The organism is Aminobacter sp. Y103A, from assembly GCF_030294925.1.
Taxonomy (GTDB): domain Bacteria; phylum Pseudomonadota; class Alphaproteobacteria; order Rhizobiales; family Rhizobiaceae; genus Aminobacter; species Aminobacter ciceronei.
Window position 1 is genome coordinate 5,542,540 of the sequence record NZ_AP017986.1, and the last position, 19,476, is coordinate 5,562,015.

The window sequence follows — 19,476 nt, forward strand, 5'->3', positions numbered from 1 at the left end:
TCATGCGCGCATCACACAGACATCCCCGCCAGTTAAAGCGCGCGCATGCACCCGATGACAAGCCGCGGTTGCAATGAAGCGGCATGACAGGCCGCGCAAACGGGATTCGTCACAGGGCGAAGACTGTTACCCGGATGGGTGCGGAGTTTCGGCTCAGACTTGCGGAGCCGTCCCGAAGCGCGGCGACGAATTACGGATCGGGATGCACAGCGGACGCTGATGCACCGGATCCTCGATGACGCGGCAGCTGATACCGAACACATTCTCGATCAGCGCTTCCTGCATCAACTCTGCCGGCGCACCATCGGCGACCAGACCGCCTTCTTTCATGAACACCAGACGGTCGGCGTAGCGCGCTGCGAGATTGAGGTCGTGCAGCACCAGGACCACGGTGCGGCCATGCTCGCGGTTGAGGCGGCTGACGAGATCGAGGCAGTCGATCTGATGGGCCATGTCGAGATGGTTGACCGGCTCGTCGAGGCAGATGATGTCGGTTTCCTGCGCCAGCACCATGGCGATCCAGACACGCTGCAACTGACCGCCCGACAGCGAGCCCAGCCGCCGCTCGGCAAGATGCGAAACGCCGGTGCCGAACATCGCCGCCTGGATGGCGTCGGAATCGGCAGCACTCCACGGCTGCAGCATGGTCTGGTGCGGATAGCGGCCGAGCCGGACGAGTTCCTCGACACTCATGTCGTCGGGGGCCGACGGGCTCTGCGCCAGAAGGCCGATATGGCGCGCCAGCTCCTTTTCCTTGAGGCCTGATATTGGCAGGTCACCGAGCCGGATCTCACCCGATTTCGGCTGGTGGAGCCGGCGGATGGCGCGCAGCAAGGTCGACTTGCCGCAGCCGTTGGGCCCGGCGAGCACTGTGACCTTGCCCCTGGCAATGTCGAGGTCGACGGCGCTGACCGCTGTCGCCGCCCCATAAGCGATGGTGAGCGCCTGGACGCTGATGGCCTTATCCATTGGTGCTTCCCCTGCGCAGCACGAGGTAGAGGAAATAGGGCGTGCCGATCACCGCCGTCACGGTGCCGGCGGGCACCTCGGTCGGCGCGAACAGCACGCGTACGATGAGATCGGCGCCGATCAGCATGATGGCGCCCAACAGGAAGCTGGCGGCGATGCCGGCAAGCACCGGGCGTCCGATGATCAGCCGCGCCAGGTGCGGCGCCATCAGGCCGATGAAGCCGACGCCGCCGGCGAAGGCGACGGCAAGCGCGGTCAAGGCGGAGGCCAGTGCGAAGACCAGGATACGGAACACCGGCAGGTTGAGGCCGAGTCCGCGCGCCGAGACCTCGTCGAGGTCGGTCGGCGGCAGCCGCCGCGCCACCGCGACGACGCCGACCATAGCGATGGCGAGCCCGATGGCCACTACCTGGACCTCGCCCCAGTTGATCTCGTTGACCGCACCGGCAAGCCAGCGGCTGGCCTGGGTGGTGCGGTAGATCGGCCCGACGATCATCAGGATTAAAGTCGCGGCTTTGCAGACAGCGCCTACGGCGATACCGAACAGGAGCAGCCGCACCGCCGACGAGGCCTGCTGGCCGGAGAGCAGGAACACCGCCGCGATAGCCAGGCTTGCGCCGATCATCGCCGCCACCGGCTGCCAGACGATCGAGGTGACGAGCGAATTGCTCTCGTCCGAGAGCAGCGCGAGGAAGATGACCACGCCCAGTCCGGCACCGCCGATGACGCCGAGCACGCCTGGTGAAGCCAGTTCGTTGCGCGTCACCTTCTGCAGCAGATAGCCGGATACCGCCATGGCGCCGCCGGCGAGCGCGGCAATGGCGACGCGCGGCGCGCGCAACTGCAACACCACGACACGCTCGCCGCGCGTGCCCTCGCCCATCAGGATCTCGACGATGCGACGCGGATCGATCCAGGTCGAACCGAAGCCGATGCCGCACAACGCAAGCACGACTGTGACGACCGCAATGATTGCGACGAATATCCAGGCGCGGCGATTGACGCGGGCCAATGCCGGCGACAGGCGTGGAGCGACAACACTCATGCCGCGCGCCTTCTGAGCAGGACAAGAAGCAGGCAGCCGCCGACGATCGCGGTGACCGCGCCAACGGGTGCCTCGCGCGGAAAGATGACGAAACGGGCGACGATGTCGGCAAGCGTCGTGTAGACCGCGCCGACAAGAGCTGCTGCCACGATTTGAAGACGATGCTCGAGGCCGACAAGCGCGCGCGCCGCATGCGGCACGACGAGGCCGACAAACAGGACCGGCCCGGCCATGGCCACCGAGGCGCCACTGAGCAAGGCAACCGCAACGAAGCTCAGCCCGCGCACGGCGCCGAGCGGCACGCCGAGCCCGCGCGCCGTGGAATCGTCGGTCTGCAGGATGTCGAGCGAACGGGTGAGGTAGAAGGCGATGCCGCCGCCGATCAGCACGAAGGGCAGGCCGTTGAGCCCCAGGCTGAGCTTGCGGTCGGCGAATGAGCCGGCGAGCCAGAACAAGAGCTGGTCGAGCATCGTCTCGTTGACCGTCAGCACGACGTTGACGAAGCTGTCGAACAGGCCGGCGAAGGTGACGCCGACGAGCACGATCCTGAGCGGCGAGATGCCGCCGGCGGCGGCAGCGAGACCAAAGACCAGCAGGCTGGTGGCCAGCGCACCCGCGGCGGCGGCCATCGACAAGCCAGGCAAGGATGCGACGCCGAACAGCCCGCTTGCCATGACCACGGCGAAAGCGGCACCGGCATTGAGACCGAGCGTGTCGGGCGAAGCGATGCGGTTGCGCGACAGGGTCTGGACCAGCACGCCTGATATGCCGAGGGCTGCGCCGACAAGCGGCGCCATCAGCGCACGCGGCAGACGGAGATCGCGGATCACGACATGCGCCTCGCTGCCGTCGAAGGCGGTCACTGCGCGCCAGATCTCGCCGGGCGAATAGAGGCGATAGCCGATCGCCAGGCTGAGATACATCAGGATCAGCAGCATCGCCGCAAGCCCTGATAACAGCGCGCGCCGACCGATGCGCTGATGCACTCGGATGCTCGTGTTCGACGAAGCGAGGGGCACGCGGCAGCCTTAATATGAGCTTGACAGTCAGGGTTTGTTCTGACCCTTTGCCAAACCTTCTTGCCCCCGTCAAGTTTGGAGCCATGACCATGAAGCTCATCGCCAAAGCCGCACTCGGCCTCGCACTGGCCGCTTTCGCCGCCAGTTCCGCCTTCGCCCACGAAGTGAAACACGCCATGGGCGTGACCGACGTGCCCGAGAATCCACAGCGCATCGTGGTGCTGACCAACGAAGGCACCGAAGCCGTGCTGTCGCTGGGCTCCAAGCCTGTCGGCGCCGTGCGCTCCTGGACCGGCTCGCCCTGGTACAGGCACATCGTCGAAAAGATGGACGGCGTCGAGGTTGTCGGCGAGGAATCAGCCGTCAATCTCGAGCTCATCGCCGGCCTTCAGCCGGACCTGATCCTCGGCAACAAGACGCGCCAGGAAAAGATCTACGATCAGCTATCGGCGATCGCGCCCACCGTCATGTCCGAACGCCTGCGCGGCGACTGGAAGGTGAACTTCGCCCTTTATGCCGACGCGCTCGGCAAGAAGGCCGAAGGCGAGGAACAACTCAAGGCCTTCGACGACAAGGCGACCAAGCTCGGCGAGGCACTCGGCGACAAAAAGGCCGAGAAGGTGTCGTTGATCCGCTTCATGCCGGGCCTGACCCGCATCTACTACAAGGACACCTTTCCCGGCATGATCTTCAGCCAGATCGGCATCCAGCGTCCCGCCGTGCAGGACAAGCCGGGCTTCGCCGACGACGTCACCAAGGAACGCATCCCCGAATTCGACGGCGACCACCTGTTCTACTTCGTCTACGAGACCGGCAACGGCAAGGCGAGCAAACAGTCGGAAGAGTGGCTGTCCGAGCCGCTGTGGCAGAACCTGCCGGTGGTCAAGGCCGGCAAGGCCGTCGCGGTGGACGATGCGGTGTGGAACACCGCAGGCGGCGTGATCGCCGCCAATCTCCTGCTCGACGACATCGCCCGCGTCTACGGCGTGACGCCGACGAAGTAACCGGCACCGGGCTTCGCGCCGCCGCGCATGATGCCCACGGCTTCTTCCCCAACGTCGAAACGCTTTGATTCCCGGCCAAGCTTGTGTAAAGCGGGGCAAGCCAAAATCCCCGCAACAGCCAGACGGGCAAAAGCCATGGAAAAATTCACCAAGCTCACGGGCGTCGCCGCCCCCCTGCCAATCGTCAATGTCGACACCGACATGATCATCCCCAAGGATTATCTCAAGACGATCAAGCGCACTGGCCTTGGCACCGGGCTTTTCGCCGAGATGCGCTACAATGAGGACGGTTCGGAGAACCCCGACTTCGTGCTCAACAAGCCGGCCTATCGCAAGGCCGAGATCCTCGTCGCCGGCGACAATTTCGGCTGCGGCTCGAGCCGCGAGCATGCGCCATGGGCGCTGCTCGACTTCGGCATCCGCTGCGTGATTTCGACGTCGTTCGCCGACATCTTCTACAACAACTGCTTCAAGAACGGCATCCTGCCGATCACCGTCAGCCAGGAAGACCTCGACAAGCTGATGGACGACGCCTCACGTGGCGCCAACGCCACCGTTTCGGTCGATCTTGAAGCCAAGGAGATCCGCGGCCCCGACGGCGGCGTGGTCACCTTCGACCTCGACGACTTCCGTCGTCACTGCCTGCTCAACGGCCTCGACGACATCGGCCTGACAATGGAGAAGGCCGCGTCGATCGACAGCTACGAAAAGAAGGTCGCCGAGAGCCGCCCCTGGGCCTGATCGCTCGGCTTCATATCTCAGAGTTTCGAAAGCCCCGTTCCGCAAGGTACGGGGCCTTTTTTCATCTCCGGCCGGAATGCATTAGCGGCTGCGCAAATGCTGGCCCAGCCACCCGAAGCTGACAGGCCAACTGGGGCATGCCATTGTCCCGCCTCGGGATTCGGGGCATGCGCACGACTGCGCCTCGGCACATCGCTCACGCCCGGACAATGGAGCGCCGCATGAAACCATCCACCCTCTTCGCCACCGCATCGATCGCGCTTTTGCCGAGCCTTGCCATCGCCCAGGACAGCAAGCCGCAGACCATTCCGTTCGAAGGCGGCAATTTCACCATCGTCGAAAACGCCGAGGGCGAGAAGGTGCTTGCCTATGAGGGCAAGGAACTGGCCAGGAACTATGTCGCCTTCCACGACCGCACGGTCGAGGTGAGCGATACCAAAGTGGCCATCTTTGCTTTCGGCGACGGCGGCAACGCCTGCAGTCCCGAAACTGTACTTGCCTGGAAGACCGAGGCGGGCATCCAGTCGACGACCATCGGCGCCGGCAAATGCGACACGCCGTCGCCGGCGGTGACGGCGTACAACATCTTCTTCATCCCTTATCCGCTCCCCGGCGAGACGCTGCCGGTCACGACATGGGATCCGGAAAACGGCCTGACAATGCACGGCAATCTCGCTTATGCGCCGCAGCCGGGCACCGACTGGTCCGATCTGACGCCGAAAACATACGCGGACGGCATCGTCGCAGCCTTCAAGAACGAGGCGGTCTACAAGGCTGCTCAACAACTGCTTGGCGACGACCTGCCTGGCTTCGCCACCAGCCTGCTGGTCAATGGCGGCACGGAACCGTTGCCGTCAGGGGCCTTCTACGCCAGCGGCTGCGTCCCGCATGCCTGCGGCGTCAGCGACGGTTTCATAGCGATCGATGCCAAGGCCAGGAAGCTCTATCTGGCGCAGCAGACGGAGGCTGAGCCCAAGGCCTGGCCGGCACTGGCGACTTGGCCGGCCGAGTTCAGGGACGCCTTGACCAAGGCGCTGGCAGACGAATGAGGGAGAGGTGACAATGCGCAAGCTGATTTCAACAGGATCGCCCTTCGAGAAGACCGCGGGCTATTCGCGCGCCGTGGTCCAGGGCGACTGGTGCTTCGTCTCGGGTACGACGGGTTACGACTACCCCACCATGACCATGCCCGACAGCGTGGAAGCACAGACGCGCAATTGCCTGGCGACCATCGCCAAGGCGCTTGACGACGGCGGCTTCGAAATGGCCGACGTGGTGCGCGCGCATTACTACATCACCGACCAGTCCTATGTGGATGCAGTGTTCCCGATCCTCGGCGAGACCTTCGGCGACATCCGCCCGGCGGCGACGATGATCGTCTGCCAGCTCAACAAGCCGGAGATGAAGATCGAGATCGAAGTCACCGCACTGAAGCGTCCGTGACCGCGAAGGGGGGCCGCTTGCGCATTCTATCGCTGAACGGCTGGGGCGGCAGGCTCGGCGAGGAGCTCGTCGCCTATGTCAGCAGCACGGATCCCGACGTTTTCTGCCTCCAGGAGGCGACCAGAACGCCCGCGGCGACGTCGCCGTGGCTGGTCTATCGCGACGGCGGCGGCGAGCTGTTGCAACGGGCCAACCTTTTTGGCGAGGTCGCCGACGCCCTGCCCGGCCACCAGGCCTTTTTCTGCCCAGCCGCGCGCGGCCCGCTCTATGACAGCGACCGGACGCTGCGGTCGGAATGGGGACTGGCAACCTTCGTCAGGCGCTCGCTGCCGATCATCGGGCAGTTACAGGACTTCATCCACGGCGCCTTCTCGGCCGACGGCTTCGGCGAGCACCCGCGCTCGCGCAACGCCCACGCGGTAAGACTGCATGACTATGTGACCGGCAACGCTGTTCTCGTCGCCCATCTCCACGGCCTGCGCGAACTCGACGGCAAGGGCGACACCCCGGCCCGCGACGCGCAGACTGCAAGGCTTGTCGAGCTGATCGGCAGGATCCGCCGCAAGGGCGACCGCCTCGTCGTCTGCGGCGACTTCAACGTGCTGCCGGAGAGCCGGATGCTCACCGAACTACGCAGCATCGGGCTGACGGATCTGGTGACACAGGGCGGCTTCACCGACACCCGCACCTCGCACTACCTGAAAGCGCCACGCTTCGCCGACTACATGCTGGTCAGCGACAACGTCGATGTGCGCAACTTCGAGGTCGTGGGCCAGCCCGAAGTCTCCGACCACCGCGCCCTGCTTCTGGAGATCGGCTAGATGAATCCGGTCAAACAGGCGCCGGCGGAGCCATTTGCGCGCTCTGGAGCGTCCTTTCCTGCTTGCACCGGCGCCCCTCCAAGGCTAGCAAGACCGCGGTTCACGCATCTTTCGGAAAGGCTTTCCATGGCGACGCGCAATCTTCTTCTCCTGCCCGGCGACGGCATCGGCCCCGAGGCCATGGCCGAGGTCGGCAAGCTGATTACCGCAATGAACGAGAAACTCGGCAGCGGCTTCACCACCGAGGAGGGTCTCGTCGGCGGCTCGGCCTATGACGCGCATGGCCAGGCGATCTCGGATGCCGACATGGCCAAGGCGATGGCGGCGGACGCGGTGCTGTTCGGCGCAGTCGGCGGCCCGAAGTGGGATGCCGTGCCTTACGAGGTGCGCCCCGAGGCCGGCCTGCTGCGCCTGCGCAAGGACATGGAGCTGTTCGCCAACCTGCGTCCGGCGATCTGCTACCCGGCGCTCGCCTCGTCGTCTTCGCTGCGCCAGGAAGTTGTCGAGGGCCTCGACATCCTGATCGTGCGCGAGCTGACCGGCGGCGTCTATTTCGGCGAACCCAAGCAGATCATCGACCTCGGCAACGGCCAGAAGCGCGGCATCGATACCCAGGTCTACGACACCTTCGAGATCGAGCGCATCTCGGGCGTCGCATTCGAACTCGCCCGTACGCGCCAGAACCGCGTGACGTCGATGGAAAAGCGCAACGTCATGAAGTCGGGCGTCTTGTGGAACGAGGTGGTGACCGCCACCCACAAGGCCAAGTATTCCGACGTCAAGCTCGACCACATGCTGGCAGATGCCGGCGGCATGCAGCTTGTGCGCTGGCCCAAGCAGTTCGACGTCATCGTCACCGACAATCTGTTCGGCGACATGCTGTCGGACGTCGCAGCCATGCTGACCGGCTCGCTCGGCATGCTGCCTTCCGCCTCGCTCGGCGCGCCGGACGCACTGACCGGCAAGCGCAAGGCCCTCTACGAGCCCGTGCACGGCTCGGCCCCCGACATCGCCGGCAAGGGCATCGCCAACCCGATCGCCATGATCGCGTCGTTTGCCATGTGCCTGCGCTACTCGTTCAACATGGTGGCCGAGGCCGACCGCCTCGAGGCGGCGATCGCCGCCGTGCTGGAAGACGGCCTGCGCACCAAGGACATCATGTCAGAAGGCAAGACCGAGGTCGGCACGACCCAGATGGGCGACGCCATCATCACGAAGTTCTTCGCCTGATACCAGGTCGAAGAAACCAAACGGCGCCCACGCGGCGCCGTTTTCTTTTGCGCTTCTGAAGTTGCCCTATCCGACAGGGACGTAAGGCGGCGGAACGTTCACCCCAACCGGCACCGGGCCCCATTTGTTGTCGTGCTTCTGGGACGGAATCAAAGTGAAGACGAAGATGATCAGGCTGCCGACATAAGGCAACAGGATCAGCAGATAGAACCATCCCGACAGGCCGAGGTCATGAATACGGCGGATGGTGACGGCGATGCTGGGCAACAGCGTTGCCAGGATGAACAAGCCTGGCAGCACGAAACCGACAATCGGTTCCGCATCGAGATTGCCAAGTGCGCCATCAATACCGAAGCCGATCGCTGCCAGCGCGACAGCGGAAAGCGTCCAGAACAGATAGTAGCCCCAATATTCCTTACGCCGGGCGCGGGCGCGGAAGTTCACATAGTCGGTGGTCAGCGCGCGCCGGAAATACGACCACAGCCCGGTCGTTGCGACCACGCCGCTGTAGGCGGCTCCCTCCTGATCGGATCCGCGGCGGCCGAACTGGGGTCCCGATGTTGCGGCAGCGGGCGCCGCAGCAGCCATTTGCGCAGCGCCGACCTGGGCGTGGATTACAAACACGTCACGGGCCTGACTGCCGCTCGGTTGAAACTCGATCTCGGTGCCCTTGCCCGGAATCGCCGTGCCCCTCAAATCCTCGCGGGCAAAGGTGTAGCGGTTGCCGTCGACCGCGGCGGCGAAGCCGAAACCCTGAGCCTGATCGTAATGCAGTACTTCGCCGCGCATCTGTCGCCTCGTGAATTGCCAACCAGACAGTGTTCCAACTTGCCCTGGGCCGCAAGCTCCAGGGGTAGCCGGCGCAGGTCATCGAGCTCGCCGCCAAACGTTGCCCTCACGCAACGCTCGCGGCGCGTTGATTAGCCGGTAACCATATGTTGACTGTGAAATGTTCAACTCGTGTTACCCTTTCGATAGGCAAAGGGCATGGGGTAAGGAACTGTGATTCGGGTCGATAGACCTCGAGATCCATCGTCGAACAGATGGCGTCGCGGCGCCGCCAGGCCGCCTCCCCTGACGCCGGTTTCCACGATGCGAAGCTTCTGGGGCCTGATGCGGGCCTACTGGTTCTCGGATCGCTGGAAGGAAGCCTGGGGGCTGACGCTGGTGATCGCGCTCCTCACCGCACTTTCCAGCAAGGCCAGCGTCTGGATGGCCGAGGCTTCAGGCGAATTGGTCAATTCGATCGCCTTCTTCCATGACCCGGCCAACATGGCGCCCCTGGCGTCGCTGCTGACCAGTGCCGGCACATTGCTTCTTCTCGTCGTCATCAAGGATGCAGGCTTCATCGGCATCCGGCACCTTTTCTCCACCACCTTGCATCGCAAATGGCGCGGCTGGCTGAACAACCGCTTCAACGCCGCCTTGCTCGACGCCAACCACACCCATTTCCACGTGCAGCACAACGCAAGCGCCGGCGACGGCCCGGGCACGGCGCCCGACAACATCGACCAACGCGTCCAGGATTCGATCAAGGGCATGACCGGCGGTGCCATCGGCCTCGCCATGGGTGTGATGGGCGTCACCACCTCATTGTTCTTCGTCGGGCAGAAGCTGCTCGAAACCTCGACCATCGTTCCTGGCCTTGAATTTCTCGGCCCCTATGGCAGCGTCATCCTGGCCTTTGCCGCCGTTGCCGCCTACGTGCCGCTCAACACCTATATTGCCATGAAGCTCGGCGGCATGATGGAGCGTCTCAGCATCCGCATGCAGCAGGCCGAGGGCAGCTATCGCGGCGAGCTGACGGTGCTTTTGCGGCGCAGCTTCCATGTCGCGGCATCGCACGGCGAAAACGTGCAGCGCTCGATGCATGACCGCCTCTACGTCGACATCGACAAGACCTGGTCGCGCCTCAACATCGTCAATGCCGGCTACATGTCGTTCGAGTCGATCTATGGCTTCATCGCCGCGCGCATCGTCGCCTATGGGCCGGGGCTGGTGCCCTACATGCACGGCCACATCAACCTGAAGGGCTACATAACAGGCGCCGAACTGGTGAACTCGCTGATCAGCCAGTGCTCGTGGTTCATCCAGGTGATGCCGGCGATCGCCACGCTCAGAGCCAACAGCGAACGTGTCACCGATCTCGCCAAGGCGATTGAGAACGTGCAGCGGCCGCCGTCATTCTATGCCGCGACTGGAAAGTCCGAGTTCAGCTATGGCAGCCAGAACGCGCTGTTCGGCCTGACCGTCCGCAATCTCGAACTGATGCACCAGGGTGTTGAAGCCAGCCCCTTCCTGACCGTCACCAACCTGCGCTTCCGCCGCGGCGAATGGACCTTCGTGTCGGGCCAGTCCGGCTGCGGCAAGACCTCTTTGGTCAAGGCGATCAACGGACTGTGGCCATATGGCCGCGGCTCCATCGACTTTCCCGACGGCATCAGGTCGTTCTATGCCACCCAGGACGTCAAGCTGCCACAGGTTTCGCTCAAGCAGCTGGTCTGCCTGCCCGACCACCCAGGCAACCATTCCGAGGCGAAGGTGGCGGTGGCCATGCACAAGGCCGGCCTTGGCGACCTGATCGATCATCTCGACGACGAAACCCGCCAGGGCAAGAGCTGGGATCAGCTGCTGTCGGGCGGCCAGAAGCAGAAACTGGTCGCGGCCCGCATCCTGCTGTTGCAGCCGGGGCTTTTGTTCCTCGACGAGGCGACCGCTGCCCTCGATCTCGAGGCCAAGATCGCCTTTCATCAGGTGATCAAGGACAATTGCCCCGATGTCACCGTCATCAGCGTCATGCATGAGGCCGTGCCGCCAAAATCGGCGCAAGGCGTCGAGTTCTACGACAGCATCCTCAGCATTTCAGACGGCATCGGATCGAAGAAGGCACTGGCCAGCCTGCCGGCCGAACTCACCACGCTTTTGGCCCAGCCGCAGCAGCCGGAGGAAGAATGGCCGCCGCTCAGGTTCCCGCGCGTCAAGCTGAAGGAGAAGTAGAACGCGCTCGCGTTACAGGAAGCCGATGAAGCGGCCGCACAACAGGACCGTGCACCAGATCACCACCGACATCACAGCAAGCGGACGCCGCAACGAAGACCATCGACGCTGCTTGTCGCTTTCGATCGCAGCGAACAGGGCAAAGGTTGCACCTGCCAAGGCGATAAGCCCCATCTTGCCGAGGAAGACCGGCATTCCGCCATAATACGACGCCCGCACGGAAAACAGGGCGAGGCCGCTCAGCACGGCGAGGCAGAAGGCCATCAATGCCAGCCGCCGCAGCAACATGACAAAGGGGCGTTCCGGCAGGCTGCCGAAGGCACCGAGGATGCGCAGATCAAGAAGCGCGACCGACGTCAGCAAAGCGCCTATCGCGGCAATGTGCACTGCGTTGACGACCGGATAGGCGACAAACGAGGTCTTCAGTTGCCTGACCAAATCCCATTGTTCGACTGCCTGCAGGGGCTCCACCCGTACTATCCCGGTCAGCTCGGCGGCACGCGGTCCGCATAGACGTCATAGGTCTTGCCGTTGATGATGATCCGGACGGCTTTCATGCGCTTTTCGGTTTCGTCGCGCGAGCGGTTGCCGATGGCGACGACCTCGTCACCCTTCTTGGCGACCTCATCGGTGAAACCGGCGGCAATGGTCCGCGCTGGCGGCGCCAGCTCCACGCGCCACAGCTCGCCTTCGACGTCTACGTCGAGCGTCGCATGCGGGTTGCCGATGTAGATGTCGGCGATCACGCCCTTGAGCTCGAAGAAGCCGTCCTGGGTCCAGGACCAGCCGTGATGAGCAAGTGCCGGCAGCGCAAACAACGCAGCCACGGCAAGGGTCGCGGCGAGGGAGATGCTTTTCGGCAGGACTTCCATCTGGGGTTCCTCCGTCAATCGATCCGCGCAGAAGCCTAGGTGGCAAGCGACAAAGGTCAAATCACATCAGCCGGAGCCCACCGGTCCCCGATTGACTCTCCATACAAACCGGATAAAAGCGGCGGCGAACAGGGATCCCTCCGATGCGCGGCCTCTTGATGGCGCTTTTCGCATTCGACTTTCCCGGCCACGACAGAGATCGTGCCGGGCGCGGAGCCGTTTCCCTGCTTTCGACCAAAACCATGGCCAAAACCACCACCACCAAAATGGTGTGATTTCCCTTGGCCTGCTCACCCTCTCCCGGGTCCGGCCCGGGGGATGAAGCCCGCAACGGCCAGCGGGTTTTCTCCAAAAAGCGAGCGGAGAGGGACAGGAGATTTTCGATATGGGATTCAAGGTTGCAGTCGTCGGCGCCACGGGCAATGTCGGCCGGGAAATGCTCAACATCCTCGAGGAACGCGGCTTTCCGGTCGATGAGGTCGTGGCGCTTGCCTCGCGCCGTTCGCTCGGCACCGAGGTTTCGTTCGGCGACAAGACGCTGAAGGTCAAGGTTCTCGACACCTACGACTTTTCCGACACCGACATCTGCATCATGTCGGCCGGCGGCAACATCTCCAAGGAATGGTCGCCGAAGATCGGCAAGCAGGGCTGTGTCGTCATCGATAACTCGTCGGCCTTCCGTTACGACCAGGACGTGCCGCTGATCGTTCCGGAAGTGAACCCCGACGCGATCTCCGGCTTCACCAAGAAGAACATCATCGCCAACCCGAACTGCTCGACTGCCCAGCTGGTTGTGGCGCTGAAGCCACTGCATGACGCCGCGACCATCAAGCGCATTGTCGTTGCCACCTACCAGTCCGTTTCCGGCGCCGGCAAGGAAGGCATGGACGAGCTGTTCACCCAGACGCGCGCCGTCTTCGTCGCCGACCCGGTCGAAGCCAAGAAGTTCACCAAGCGCATCGCCTTCAACGTCATTCCGCACATCGACGTCTTCATGGAAGACGGCTCGACCAAGGAAGAGTGGAAGATGGTCGCCGAGACCAAGAAGATGCTCGATCCCAAGATCAAGCTGAGCGCCACCTGCGTACGCGTGCCGGTGTTCATCGGCCACTCGGAAGCCGTCAACATCGAGTTCGACAAGCCGATCACCGCCGATGAGGCACGCGATATCCTGCGCGAGGCGCCAGGCTGCCTGGTCATCGACAAGCGCGAGGACGGCGGCTACGCCACCCCGCTCGACTCGGCCGGCGAAGACGCGACCTACATCTCGCGCATCCGTGAGGACCAGACCGTCGACAACGGCCTGTCGATGTGGATCGTCTCCGACAATCTGCGCAAGGGTGCTGCCCTCAACGCCGTCCAGATCGCCGAGCTTCTTGTCGAGCGCGGCCTGATCTCGCCGAAGAAGAAGGCGGCCTGACACCAATGCCCGATGTCGTGCTGCGTCCGGCCGAGGCCGAAGACGCACACGACATCGCCCGCATCCTGAGGGCAGCACTCGCCGCCTTCAACTGGATGCCCCAGCTGCATACACCCGACGAAGACCTGTATTTTGTCAGGCACGTCCTCCTCGTCGAGCAGACCGTCACCGTCGCTACGATCGAGGACAGGATTGTCGGCTTTGCCGCCACCAAGAATGAGTGGATCGAACAGCTCTATCTCCATCCCGACTGGACCGCTCGCGGCATTGGCGCCCGGCTTTTGAACCATGTGACGGCCGCAATGACTCACGTGAAACTCTTCTGCTTCGAAGCCAACGCAGGCGCGTGCCGTTTCTACGAGCGCCACGACTTTGTTGACGACGCCTTCGGCGACGGCTCGTCCAACGAAGAAGGCTTGCCCGACATCCTCTACGTCCGCCGCGGCATGCCGGCGGCTCGGCCACAATCCCCTCAAGGTTGATTCCGGACATTGCTACGGTAGACTGGGTCCGTCGCAGGGAGGCAGCGGGGCTGAGGTGCCGGAGGCAGGACGATAGCGCGCGATAGTCTAGCCAGCGACAGCACCCGTCAGGACGGCGTGCACCGGCCGCTGCGGATCCTGATGACAAATGCCGTGCTGACCGGGCGCAGCGGCACCGAAACGCTCGTCCGCGACACGGTGCTGGCACTGCGGCGGCGTGGCCATTCGGTAACCGCGTTTGCGCCGATCACAGGCCCTGCAGTAGCGGAAATCCGTGCCACGGGTTCGCCGGTGGCAACATCGCTGGCGGCGCTCGAAGCGCCCGACATCATTCACGGCCATCACACCGGACCAACCATCGCCGCCCTAACGCGCTTTCCCGGGACGCCCGCAATCTTCGTCTGCCACGACTTCAGCAGCGAGATCGACGCGCCCCCCATTCATCCCAGGATCAGCCGCTATCTCCATGTGCGGGCCGCATTGCGCGGCAGGCTGGTGGACGAATGCGGGATCGCTGCGTCGAAGGTAAGGTTCTGGCCGAACACCATCGACCTGCAGCGCGTCGGACCTGCTGCCCCGGCTCCCGCGAGGCTGGCAACCGCTGCAATCTTCGCCCACCCCGGGACCATTCGCTTTACCGGCATGATCGCCGAAGCCTGCCAGCGCCATGGCATTGCCTTTCGCGGTGAGCTGATCGGCAAGGCAGCGGACGACGTGGTCAAGCGGCTGGGCGGCACGGATCTGGCATTCGCCAGCGGCCGAATGGCGCTCGAAGCCATGGCGCGGGGCTGCGCCGTGATCAATGTCGACCGCTTCGGCGTTGGCGGCTTGGTGACGACGGACATGTTTGACGGTTTTGCCGCGGTGAACTTCGCCTATGGCGCATTGTCCGACGCAGCATCGCCCGAACTGCTCGACCGCGAAATTGCCGCCTACAGGGCGGAAGATGCCATTGCGGTCACCCAACGCGTGCGGCGTGACTTCGCCAGCGAAAAGGGCGCCGAGCAGATCGAGGCGATCTACCGCGACGTGCTGGCGGAAAAGCGCTGGCCGAGGCGGGAGCCGAACGAGGACGAACGCGCCATGGCCGCGATCATAGAACGATTTCTGCAGCAGAAGCAGATCTACGACCGCAGCTTCGTCAGATTGCGCGAGGGTCTTGGCCCAAGCGAGGAACTGCAGTTCCAGCTCGGCGAGCTGTCGAGCAAGACAGCCGAGCTTGCGCACGAGGTCCGCCGGCTGAGGCGGGGCGGCGTTCTCCGCAGGCTGGTCGACAAGCTGACCGGGCGAACCTACGAGAACTGACCCAAGTTTTGCGCCTCCCCATTGGGCGGCGGGGCCGGCTGCCATATCGGACAAATCAACGCAATCGCTATTCATGTCGTGATTGGAGATGACACCGGCAGGCCTGGCGGCGCACTATCTTTTGGAAACAGGTACCACCCCGCATGATCGTTCGCCCGCGCACAAACCTTTTGAAGCTGTTCTTCGTCATGCGCGGCTCCGTGGTGCCGCGCATCCTGCCGCAGATTCTCGGCTTCGCGCTCTATGGCGCCGCGGTGGTCGCCGCCATCAAGCTGCTCAAGCTCGATCTCGGCGACGCCGGCGTCGCACCCTTCGCGCTGCTGGGCGTCGCGCTTTCCGTCTATCTCGGCTTCCGCAACAACGCCGCCTATGACCGCTGGTGGGAAGCCCGCAAGTTATGGGGCCAGCTCGTCTTCGAAATCCGTAACCTGTCGCGCGCTGCAACAGCGATGATCTCCGACCGCGACGAACTCAGGCCGCTCCTGATGGATTCGCTCGCCTTCTGCCATTTCCTGCGCGGCGAACTGCGACGGGTCGACACCAGGGAAGCGGCTCGCCCATTCATCGGCGATGCCATCGACGAAATCCATGCCGCGACCAACAGGCCTGACGCAGCGATGCGGCGGATGGGCGAGAAGATCGGTGCGCTCAAGCGCGCGAAAGTGCTGGAGGCGATGGACTATCGCATCCTCGACGAGCGTCTGGCGGCGATCTCGGCGCTGCAGGCCGGCTGCGAGCGCATCATGGGCACGCCCCTGCCCTTCGCCTACACGTTGCTGCTGCAGCGCACCGCCTACATCTTCTGCCTGCTGCTGCCGTTCGGGCTGGCGGGTTCGGCCGGCTGGGTGACGCCGCTGTTTACGGCGCTGATCGCCTACACATTCTTCGGCCTCGATGCGCTGTCGGAAGAGCTCGAAGACCCTTTCGGCATGGAGGCCAACGACCTCGCCCTCGACGGCCTGTGCCGGGTCTGCGAGATCTCAGTGTTCGAGGCGCTGGGCGAAACACCGCCACCAATGCTGCCGGCGGAAAATTTTTATTATTCCTGAGCTAGCCCGGGCCGGGCCTTGGCATCGGGGGCGCTCGCATCGATGCCCTCCCAATAGTCCATCGTCGCCGCCTTGCCGTAGCCTTCGCCGGTCAGGCGGACGCTGACGCGGCCTGATTCCGGGTAGACGATGACATCGTTTGGATTGCGCTCGCCGATGATGAGATAGCGGCACGGCGCATCGGTGTGGTTGAAAAACGCGTGCCCGACCTTCTGGCCGGCGGGAAAGCAGACATAGTCGCCTGTCTTCATGACATAGTTGCGCGCACCGAGCTTCAGTGTCAGCGCGCCCTCGAGGATGTAGGCATGCTCCTCCTCGAGCATGTGATAGTGCGACGGGTTCGTCTCCTTGCCTGGCACGAGTTCCTCCAGCGCGACGCCGACATGGTCGCCGCCGCCAAAGCTGGACAAATGGCGGAAGCTCGATCCGAAGCGCTCGCCATGAGAGAAGACCTCGAGTGGCGCCGCTTCGGCGGCAAAGGGCTCGGAGATACCGTCAGCGTTGAGTGCGGATATCTTCTCGGGCATGGCATTTCCTCCGGCAACCTTGCTGCAGCTTAGGTGGCCGGTCATCCGGTTCGGTCAAGCAGTCGCCCTAAGCCACCTGAACCTTGTTGCCACGATAGCTCGCGATGATGTCGGCCGCTCCTGCCCCGTCGACCGGCGGGCTGAACAGGAATCCCTGGATCTCGCCGCAGCGCTCCCGCCGGAGCAGCTCGAGCTGGGCGCCTGTTTCAACGCCTTCGGCCGTCGTGTCGATACCGAGATTGGTGCCAAGGCCGATGATGGCGCGTACGATCGCCATCGATTCACGGCTGCTGCCGATATCGCGGACGAAGGAACGGTCGATCTTCAACCGGCTGAATGGAAAGCGCCGGAGGTAGCTCATCGATGAGTATCCGGTGCCGAAATCATCGAGCGCGATGCGCACGCCGATCTGCTTGAGCTGCTGCAGGACGGCGAGATTGGCGCCTGTGTCTGCCAGAAGAACGGATTCGGTGATTTCGATCTCGAGCCGCGACGGGTCGAGCCCCGACCGCGCAATCGCCTGGCCGATGGTCTGCGCGAATTGACCCTGCCGGAACTGCACAGCCGACGCGTTGACAGCGATGACGAGGTCGTCCGGCCAGGTGGCGGCACGCCGGCAGGCCTCGTCGAGCACCCAACGCCCGATCGCCTCGATCATGCCGGTCTCTTCAGCGAGTGGAATGAATTCCGCAGGCGAGACCATGCCGCGCCTGGGATTGCGCCAACGTACAAGTGCTTCGAAGCCGCGCAGCGCACCCGTCTTCACCGAAATGATCGGCTGGTAGTGCAGCTCGAGTTCGCGATTGAGGTCGGCGCAGCGCAGCTCCAGTTCAAGCTCGCGGCGATCGCGCATTTCGGCGTCCATCTCCGGTTCGAAAAAATGGAACGCGCCTTTGCCGTCGCGCTTCGAGCGATAGAGCGCCAAGTCGGCGCATTTGAGCAGCGTGCCGGCCTCGCGCGCGTCGGCCGGCGCGATCGCAGCACCCAGGCTGGCGCCGATCGACAGCTTGTGGCCCTCATAGGCGTGCGGCTCGCTGATCGCCTGGATGATGCGTTTGGCCAGCGCCTGGACATCGGCGCGGCTGAGCGCGCCGCGCAGCAGGATGGCGAACTCGTCGCCACCGAGTCGGGCGACGAGGTCGCTGCGGCGCAGAAGCGTGCGGATGCGGGATGCCGTCTCGACCAGCAGGGAATCGCCGGCGGCATGGCCGAGCGTGTCGTTGACCGCCTTGAAGTCGTCGAGGTCGACAAGCAAAAGCGCGAAAGGCTGGTGGCCGGCGACGGCAGCGCCGACGGCCTCCTCGATCTCCTGCGAGAAGATGGTGCGGTTGCCGACGCCTGTCAGCGGATCGTGGTGGGCGAGGTAGGAAATGCGATCCTCGGCGCGCTTGCGCTCGGTGATGTCGACGATTGTCGACAACGTCGCCGGTGCGGTGCCGACCTGAATGTTCCTGGCATATTCGATGACATCGAGCTCGCTGCCCGCCGCCGTGCGGTGACGCACGAAGCGCTCGCCCGTCACCGGCAGGTCGGCGACACCGGGCTCCAGATCGGCGATGCCGAGCGCCAGGAACTCGCCCCGGCCTCGGCCATAGAGATTGAGCGCTGCGGTGTTGACGTTCAGGAACGCGCCGCCATCGGCCTGGCGCACATACATCGGGACCGGGTTGTCGTCGAACAGCGAGCGAAACAGCGTTTCGCGGTTGCGGATCTCGCGTATGTCGGTCAGCGTCACCGCCAGCAGGCCGTCGGTTTCAGCGACGCCGACCTGCAGCGAGACGATTTCGCCGCCAAGCTGGTATTCCAGTTCGAGCGACGGCGCAGGGACACCATGCGCACGGGCGACGCCGCATTCGTCGAGCAGGCGCGACAGCCCGCAAGCGGCATTCGCCTGCGACAGCAGCCTGAATCGCATGTCTTCGGCCGAGACCCCGAGAAGGCGCGCTGCGGCGTTGTTGATGCTAAGGACCTGATAGTCCCGTGCCTCGCCACCGGCGGATTCGAGCGCGCTGAGCGCTAATATACCTTCGTCGGTCGAGTTGATGAGCAGCCGAGCCAGGTCGATCTGGCTCTTGCGCGGCCGCGCGAAGATCAGGAAATACTCGCCCGGCCAGCGGCACGACAGCGGCAGCGCCAAAACCTCGACGGTAGAGACCATGCCGTCGACGATCGAGCGGCACAGCGCCAATTGCGGGCGCGCCGCCAGGCGGGCCAATTCGATCGCGCCCGATATGGCGCGCTGGAAAGCGAAAGGCAGCACCGACAGCACCGCCGCGGGCACGCTGAGGCCGGCAATCGCGCCGAAGCGCGGGCCGGCGCGCAGGATGAAACTGTCCGTGGCGGGCTGGAGACGAACAACCGCCATCTCGTCGGCGAATCGGCCGACGCTGCCGAGCGCCAGCTCTTCATAGGGCGGCAAGGCGCCGTCGATGCAGGCCGCCTGCCAGCGCCGCAGAACCAACCTGACGTCGTCGAACTCGGTGTCGACGCCAGCTGACAGGTCCGCGGCGCACCTTGCGACCGGCTGCTCCGCCGCCCCACCTGGCATTTCC

21 protein-coding genes are annotated in these 19,476 nt (G+C 64.1%); 12 read left to right on the plus strand and 9 right to left on the minus strand.

Annotation, left to right across the window (positions count from 1 at the left end):
• Window positions 1-153 precede the first annotated feature (153 nt).
• The 3 genes from Amn_RS27255 to Amn_RS27265 are packed head-to-tail and all read right to left on the minus strand — an operon-like array spanning window position 154 to window position 3,000.
• Window positions 154-969: an ABC transporter ATP-binding protein gene (locus tag Amn_RS27255; protein ID WP_067955888.1), complete on the minus strand. Its 816-nt coding sequence runs from the start codon at window positions 967-969 to the stop codon at window positions 154-156.
• A complete protein-coding gene (locus Amn_RS27260; protein WP_182574056.1) occupies window positions 962-2,014 on the minus strand; it encodes a FecCD family ABC transporter permease in 1,053 nt (350 codons plus the stop codon). The genes Amn_RS27255 and Amn_RS27260 overlap by 8 nt, the downstream gene beginning before the upstream one ends.
• Entirely contained in the window at window positions 2,011-3,000 is a 990-nt protein-coding gene (locus Amn_RS27265) for a FecCD family ABC transporter permease (RefSeq protein ID WP_286294119.1), read from the minus strand. The genes Amn_RS27260 and Amn_RS27265 overlap by 4 nt, the downstream gene beginning before the upstream one ends.
• A 122-nt stretch (window positions 3,001-3,122) precedes the next feature.
• Between Amn_RS27265 and Amn_RS27270 the strand changes: the two genes are divergently transcribed.
• Window positions 3,123-4,037 (plus strand): ABC transporter substrate-binding protein, encoded by a 915-nt coding sequence (locus Amn_RS27270; RefSeq protein WP_286294120.1) that lies wholly within the window; start codon window positions 3,123-3,125, stop codon window positions 4,035-4,037.
• On the opposite strand, the gene Amn_RS27275 is transcribed toward Amn_RS27270, so the two are convergent.
• On the minus strand, window positions 4,013-4,174 hold the full coding sequence (locus Amn_RS27275) for a hypothetical protein (RefSeq protein ID WP_154386260.1): 162 nt from the start codon (window positions 4,172-4,174) through the stop codon (window positions 4,013-4,015). The two genes, Amn_RS27270 and Amn_RS27275, sit on opposite strands and share 25 nt — an antisense overlap.
• Here Amn_RS27275 and leuD point away from each other — a divergent pair.
• The 5 genes from leuD to leuB all read left to right on the plus strand — a co-directional run bounded on the left by leuD (window position 4,173) and on the right by leuB (window position 8,272).
• A complete protein-coding gene (gene leuD, locus Amn_RS27280) occupies window positions 4,173-4,778 on the plus strand; it encodes a 3-isopropylmalate dehydratase small subunit (RefSeq protein ID WP_154386259.1) in 606 nt (201 codons plus the stop codon). The two genes, Amn_RS27275 and leuD, sit on opposite strands and share 2 nt — an antisense overlap.
• A 221-nt stretch (window positions 4,779-4,999) precedes the next feature.
• The gene (locus Amn_RS27285) at window positions 5,000-5,827 is read left to right on the plus strand and encodes an Ivy family c-type lysozyme inhibitor (protein WP_286294124.1); all 828 of its coding nucleotides are present in this window, start codon (window positions 5,000-5,002) and stop codon (window positions 5,825-5,827) included.
• 13 nt (window positions 5,828-5,840) lie between these two features.
• Entirely contained in the window at window positions 5,841-6,221 is a 381-nt protein-coding gene (locus Amn_RS27290) for a RidA family protein (protein WP_286294126.1), read from the plus strand.
• 17 nt (window positions 6,222-6,238) lie between these two features.
• The gene (locus Amn_RS27295) at window positions 6,239-7,042 is read left to right on the plus strand and encodes an endonuclease/exonuclease/phosphatase family protein (protein WP_286294129.1); all 804 of its coding nucleotides are present in this window, start codon (window positions 6,239-6,241) and stop codon (window positions 7,040-7,042) included.
• Between the two features lie 126 nt (window positions 7,043-7,168).
• Window positions 7,169-8,272 carry a 3-isopropylmalate dehydrogenase gene (leuB, locus tag Amn_RS27300; RefSeq protein ID WP_286294132.1) on the plus strand — a complete coding sequence of 368 codons (1,104 nt, stop codon included), beginning with the start codon at window positions 7,169-7,171 and terminating at the stop codon, window positions 8,270-8,272.
• A gap of 66 nt (window positions 8,273-8,338) precedes the next feature.
• Here the strand turns inward: leuB and Amn_RS27305 are convergent, their stop codons facing one another.
• Window positions 8,339-9,061 carry a DUF805 domain-containing protein gene (locus Amn_RS27305; protein ID WP_286294134.1) on the minus strand — a complete coding sequence of 241 codons (723 nt, stop codon included), beginning with the start codon at window positions 9,059-9,061 and terminating at the stop codon, window positions 8,339-8,341.
• Between the two features lie 303 nt (window positions 9,062-9,364).
• Between Amn_RS27305 and Amn_RS27310 the strand changes: the two genes are divergently transcribed.
• Entirely contained in the window at window positions 9,365-11,269 is a 1,905-nt protein-coding gene (locus Amn_RS27310; RefSeq protein WP_067955877.1) for an ABC transporter ATP-binding protein/permease, read from the plus strand.
• 12 nt (window positions 11,270-11,281) lie between these two features.
• Here the strand turns inward: Amn_RS27310 and Amn_RS27315 are convergent, their stop codons facing one another.
• Window positions 11,282-11,740: a hypothetical protein gene (locus tag Amn_RS27315; protein ID WP_286294136.1), complete on the minus strand. Its 459-nt coding sequence runs from the start codon at window positions 11,738-11,740 to the stop codon at window positions 11,282-11,284.
• Between the two features lie 14 nt (window positions 11,741-11,754).
• Entirely contained in the window at window positions 11,755-12,141 is a 387-nt protein-coding gene (locus tag Amn_RS27320) for a DUF6152 family protein (protein WP_067955873.1), read from the minus strand.
• 143 nt (window positions 12,142-12,284) lie between these two features.
• Between Amn_RS27320 and Amn_RS27325 the strand changes: the two genes are divergently transcribed.
• The 5 genes from Amn_RS27325 to Amn_RS27345 all read left to right on the plus strand — a co-directional run bounded on the left by Amn_RS27325 (window position 12,285) and on the right by Amn_RS27345 (window position 16,397).
• A complete protein-coding gene (locus tag Amn_RS27325; RefSeq protein WP_256438667.1) occupies window positions 12,285-12,416 on the plus strand; it encodes a hypothetical protein in 132 nt (43 codons plus the stop codon).
• 110 nt (window positions 12,417-12,526) lie between these two features.
• Window positions 12,527-13,561, plus strand: coding sequence for an aspartate-semialdehyde dehydrogenase (locus tag Amn_RS27330; protein WP_067955871.1), 1,035 nt, complete (start codon window positions 12,527-12,529; stop codon window positions 13,559-13,561).
• Between the two features lie 5 nt (window positions 13,562-13,566).
• Window positions 13,567-14,043 (plus strand): GNAT family N-acetyltransferase, encoded by a 477-nt coding sequence (locus Amn_RS27335; RefSeq protein ID WP_286294143.1) that lies wholly within the window; start codon window positions 13,567-13,569, stop codon window positions 14,041-14,043.
• 141 nt (window positions 14,044-14,184) lie between these two features.
• Window positions 14,185-15,348 (plus strand): glycosyltransferase, encoded by a 1,164-nt coding sequence (locus tag Amn_RS27340; RefSeq protein ID WP_286294144.1) that lies wholly within the window; start codon window positions 14,185-14,187, stop codon window positions 15,346-15,348.
• Window positions 15,349-15,491: 143 nt separating this feature from the next.
• Window positions 15,492-16,397 carry a bestrophin family protein gene (locus Amn_RS27345; protein ID WP_182576057.1) on the plus strand — a complete coding sequence of 302 codons (906 nt, stop codon included), beginning with the start codon at window positions 15,492-15,494 and terminating at the stop codon, window positions 16,395-16,397.
• On the opposite strand, the gene Amn_RS27350 is transcribed toward Amn_RS27345, so the two are convergent.
• Both Amn_RS27350 and Amn_RS27355 read right to left on the minus strand, forming a co-directional pair.
• On the minus strand, window positions 16,388-16,924 hold the full coding sequence (locus Amn_RS27350; protein ID WP_286294148.1) for a cupin domain-containing protein: 537 nt from the start codon (window positions 16,922-16,924) through the stop codon (window positions 16,388-16,390). The two genes, Amn_RS27345 and Amn_RS27350, sit on opposite strands and share 10 nt — an antisense overlap.
• A gap of 67 nt (window positions 16,925-16,991) precedes the next feature.
• Window positions 16,992-19,472 carry a putative bifunctional diguanylate cyclase/phosphodiesterase gene (locus Amn_RS27355; protein WP_286294150.1) on the minus strand — a complete coding sequence of 827 codons (2,481 nt, stop codon included), beginning with the start codon at window positions 19,470-19,472 and terminating at the stop codon, window positions 16,992-16,994.
• Between the last annotated feature and the right edge of the window lie 4 nt (window positions 19,473-19,476).

Bases quoted from the DNA above. Each gene is read 5' to 3' on its own strand.
- Amn_RS27330 (WP_067955871.1), top strand. From the start codon at position 12,527: ATGGGATTCAAGGTTGCAGTCGTCGGCGCCACGGGCAATGTCGGCCGG.
- Amn_RS27325 (WP_256438667.1), top strand. From the start codon at position 12,285: ATGCGCGGCCTCTTGATGGCGCTTTTCGCATTCGACTTTCCCGGCCAC.
- Amn_RS27305 (WP_286294134.1), bottom strand. From the start codon at position 9,061: ATGCGCGGCGAAGTACTGCATTACGATCAGGCTCAGGGTTTCGGCTTC.
- Amn_RS27255 (WP_067955888.1), bottom strand. From the start codon at position 969: ATGGATAAGGCCATCAGCGTCCAGGCGCTCACCATCGCTTATGGGGCG.
- leuB (WP_286294132.1), top strand. From the start codon at position 7,169: ATGGCGACGCGCAATCTTCTTCTCCTGCCCGGCGACGGCATCGGCCCC.
- Amn_RS27275 (WP_154386260.1), bottom strand. From the start codon at position 4,174: ATGGCTTTTGCCCGTCTGGCTGTTGCGGGGATTTTGGCTTGCCCCGCT.
- Amn_RS27350 (WP_286294148.1), bottom strand. From the start codon at position 16,924: ATGCCCGAGAAGATATCCGCACTCAACGCTGACGGTATCTCCGAGCCC.
- Amn_RS27310 (WP_067955877.1), top strand. From the start codon at position 9,365: ATGCGAAGCTTCTGGGGCCTGATGCGGGCCTACTGGTTCTCGGATCGC.
- Amn_RS27290 (WP_286294126.1), top strand. From the start codon at position 5,841: ATGCGCAAGCTGATTTCAACAGGATCGCCCTTCGAGAAGACCGCGGGC.
- Amn_RS27285 (WP_286294124.1), top strand. From the start codon at position 5,000: ATGAAACCATCCACCCTCTTCGCCACCGCATCGATCGCGCTTTTGCCG.
- leuD (WP_154386259.1), top strand. From the start codon at position 4,173: ATGGAAAAATTCACCAAGCTCACGGGCGTCGCCGCCCCCCTGCCAATC.
- Amn_RS27355 (WP_286294150.1), bottom strand. From the start codon at position 19,472: ATGCCAGGTGGGGCGGCGGAGCAGCCGGTCGCAAGGTGCGCCGCGGAC.
- Amn_RS27270 (WP_286294120.1), top strand. From the start codon at position 3,123: ATGAAGCTCATCGCCAAAGCCGCACTCGGCCTCGCACTGGCCGCTTTC.
- Amn_RS27335 (WP_286294143.1), top strand. From the start codon at position 13,567: ATGCCCGATGTCGTGCTGCGTCCGGCCGAGGCCGAAGACGCACACGAC.
- Amn_RS27320 (WP_067955873.1), bottom strand. From the start codon at position 12,141: ATGGAAGTCCTGCCGAAAAGCATCTCCCTCGCCGCGACCCTTGCCGTG.
- Amn_RS27345 (WP_182576057.1), top strand. From the start codon at position 15,492: ATGATCGTTCGCCCGCGCACAAACCTTTTGAAGCTGTTCTTCGTCATG.
- Amn_RS27340 (WP_286294144.1), top strand. From the start codon at position 14,185: ATGACAAATGCCGTGCTGACCGGGCGCAGCGGCACCGAAACGCTCGTC.
- Amn_RS27260 (WP_182574056.1), bottom strand. From the start codon at position 2,014: ATGAGTGTTGTCGCTCCACGCCTGTCGCCGGCATTGGCCCGCGTCAAT.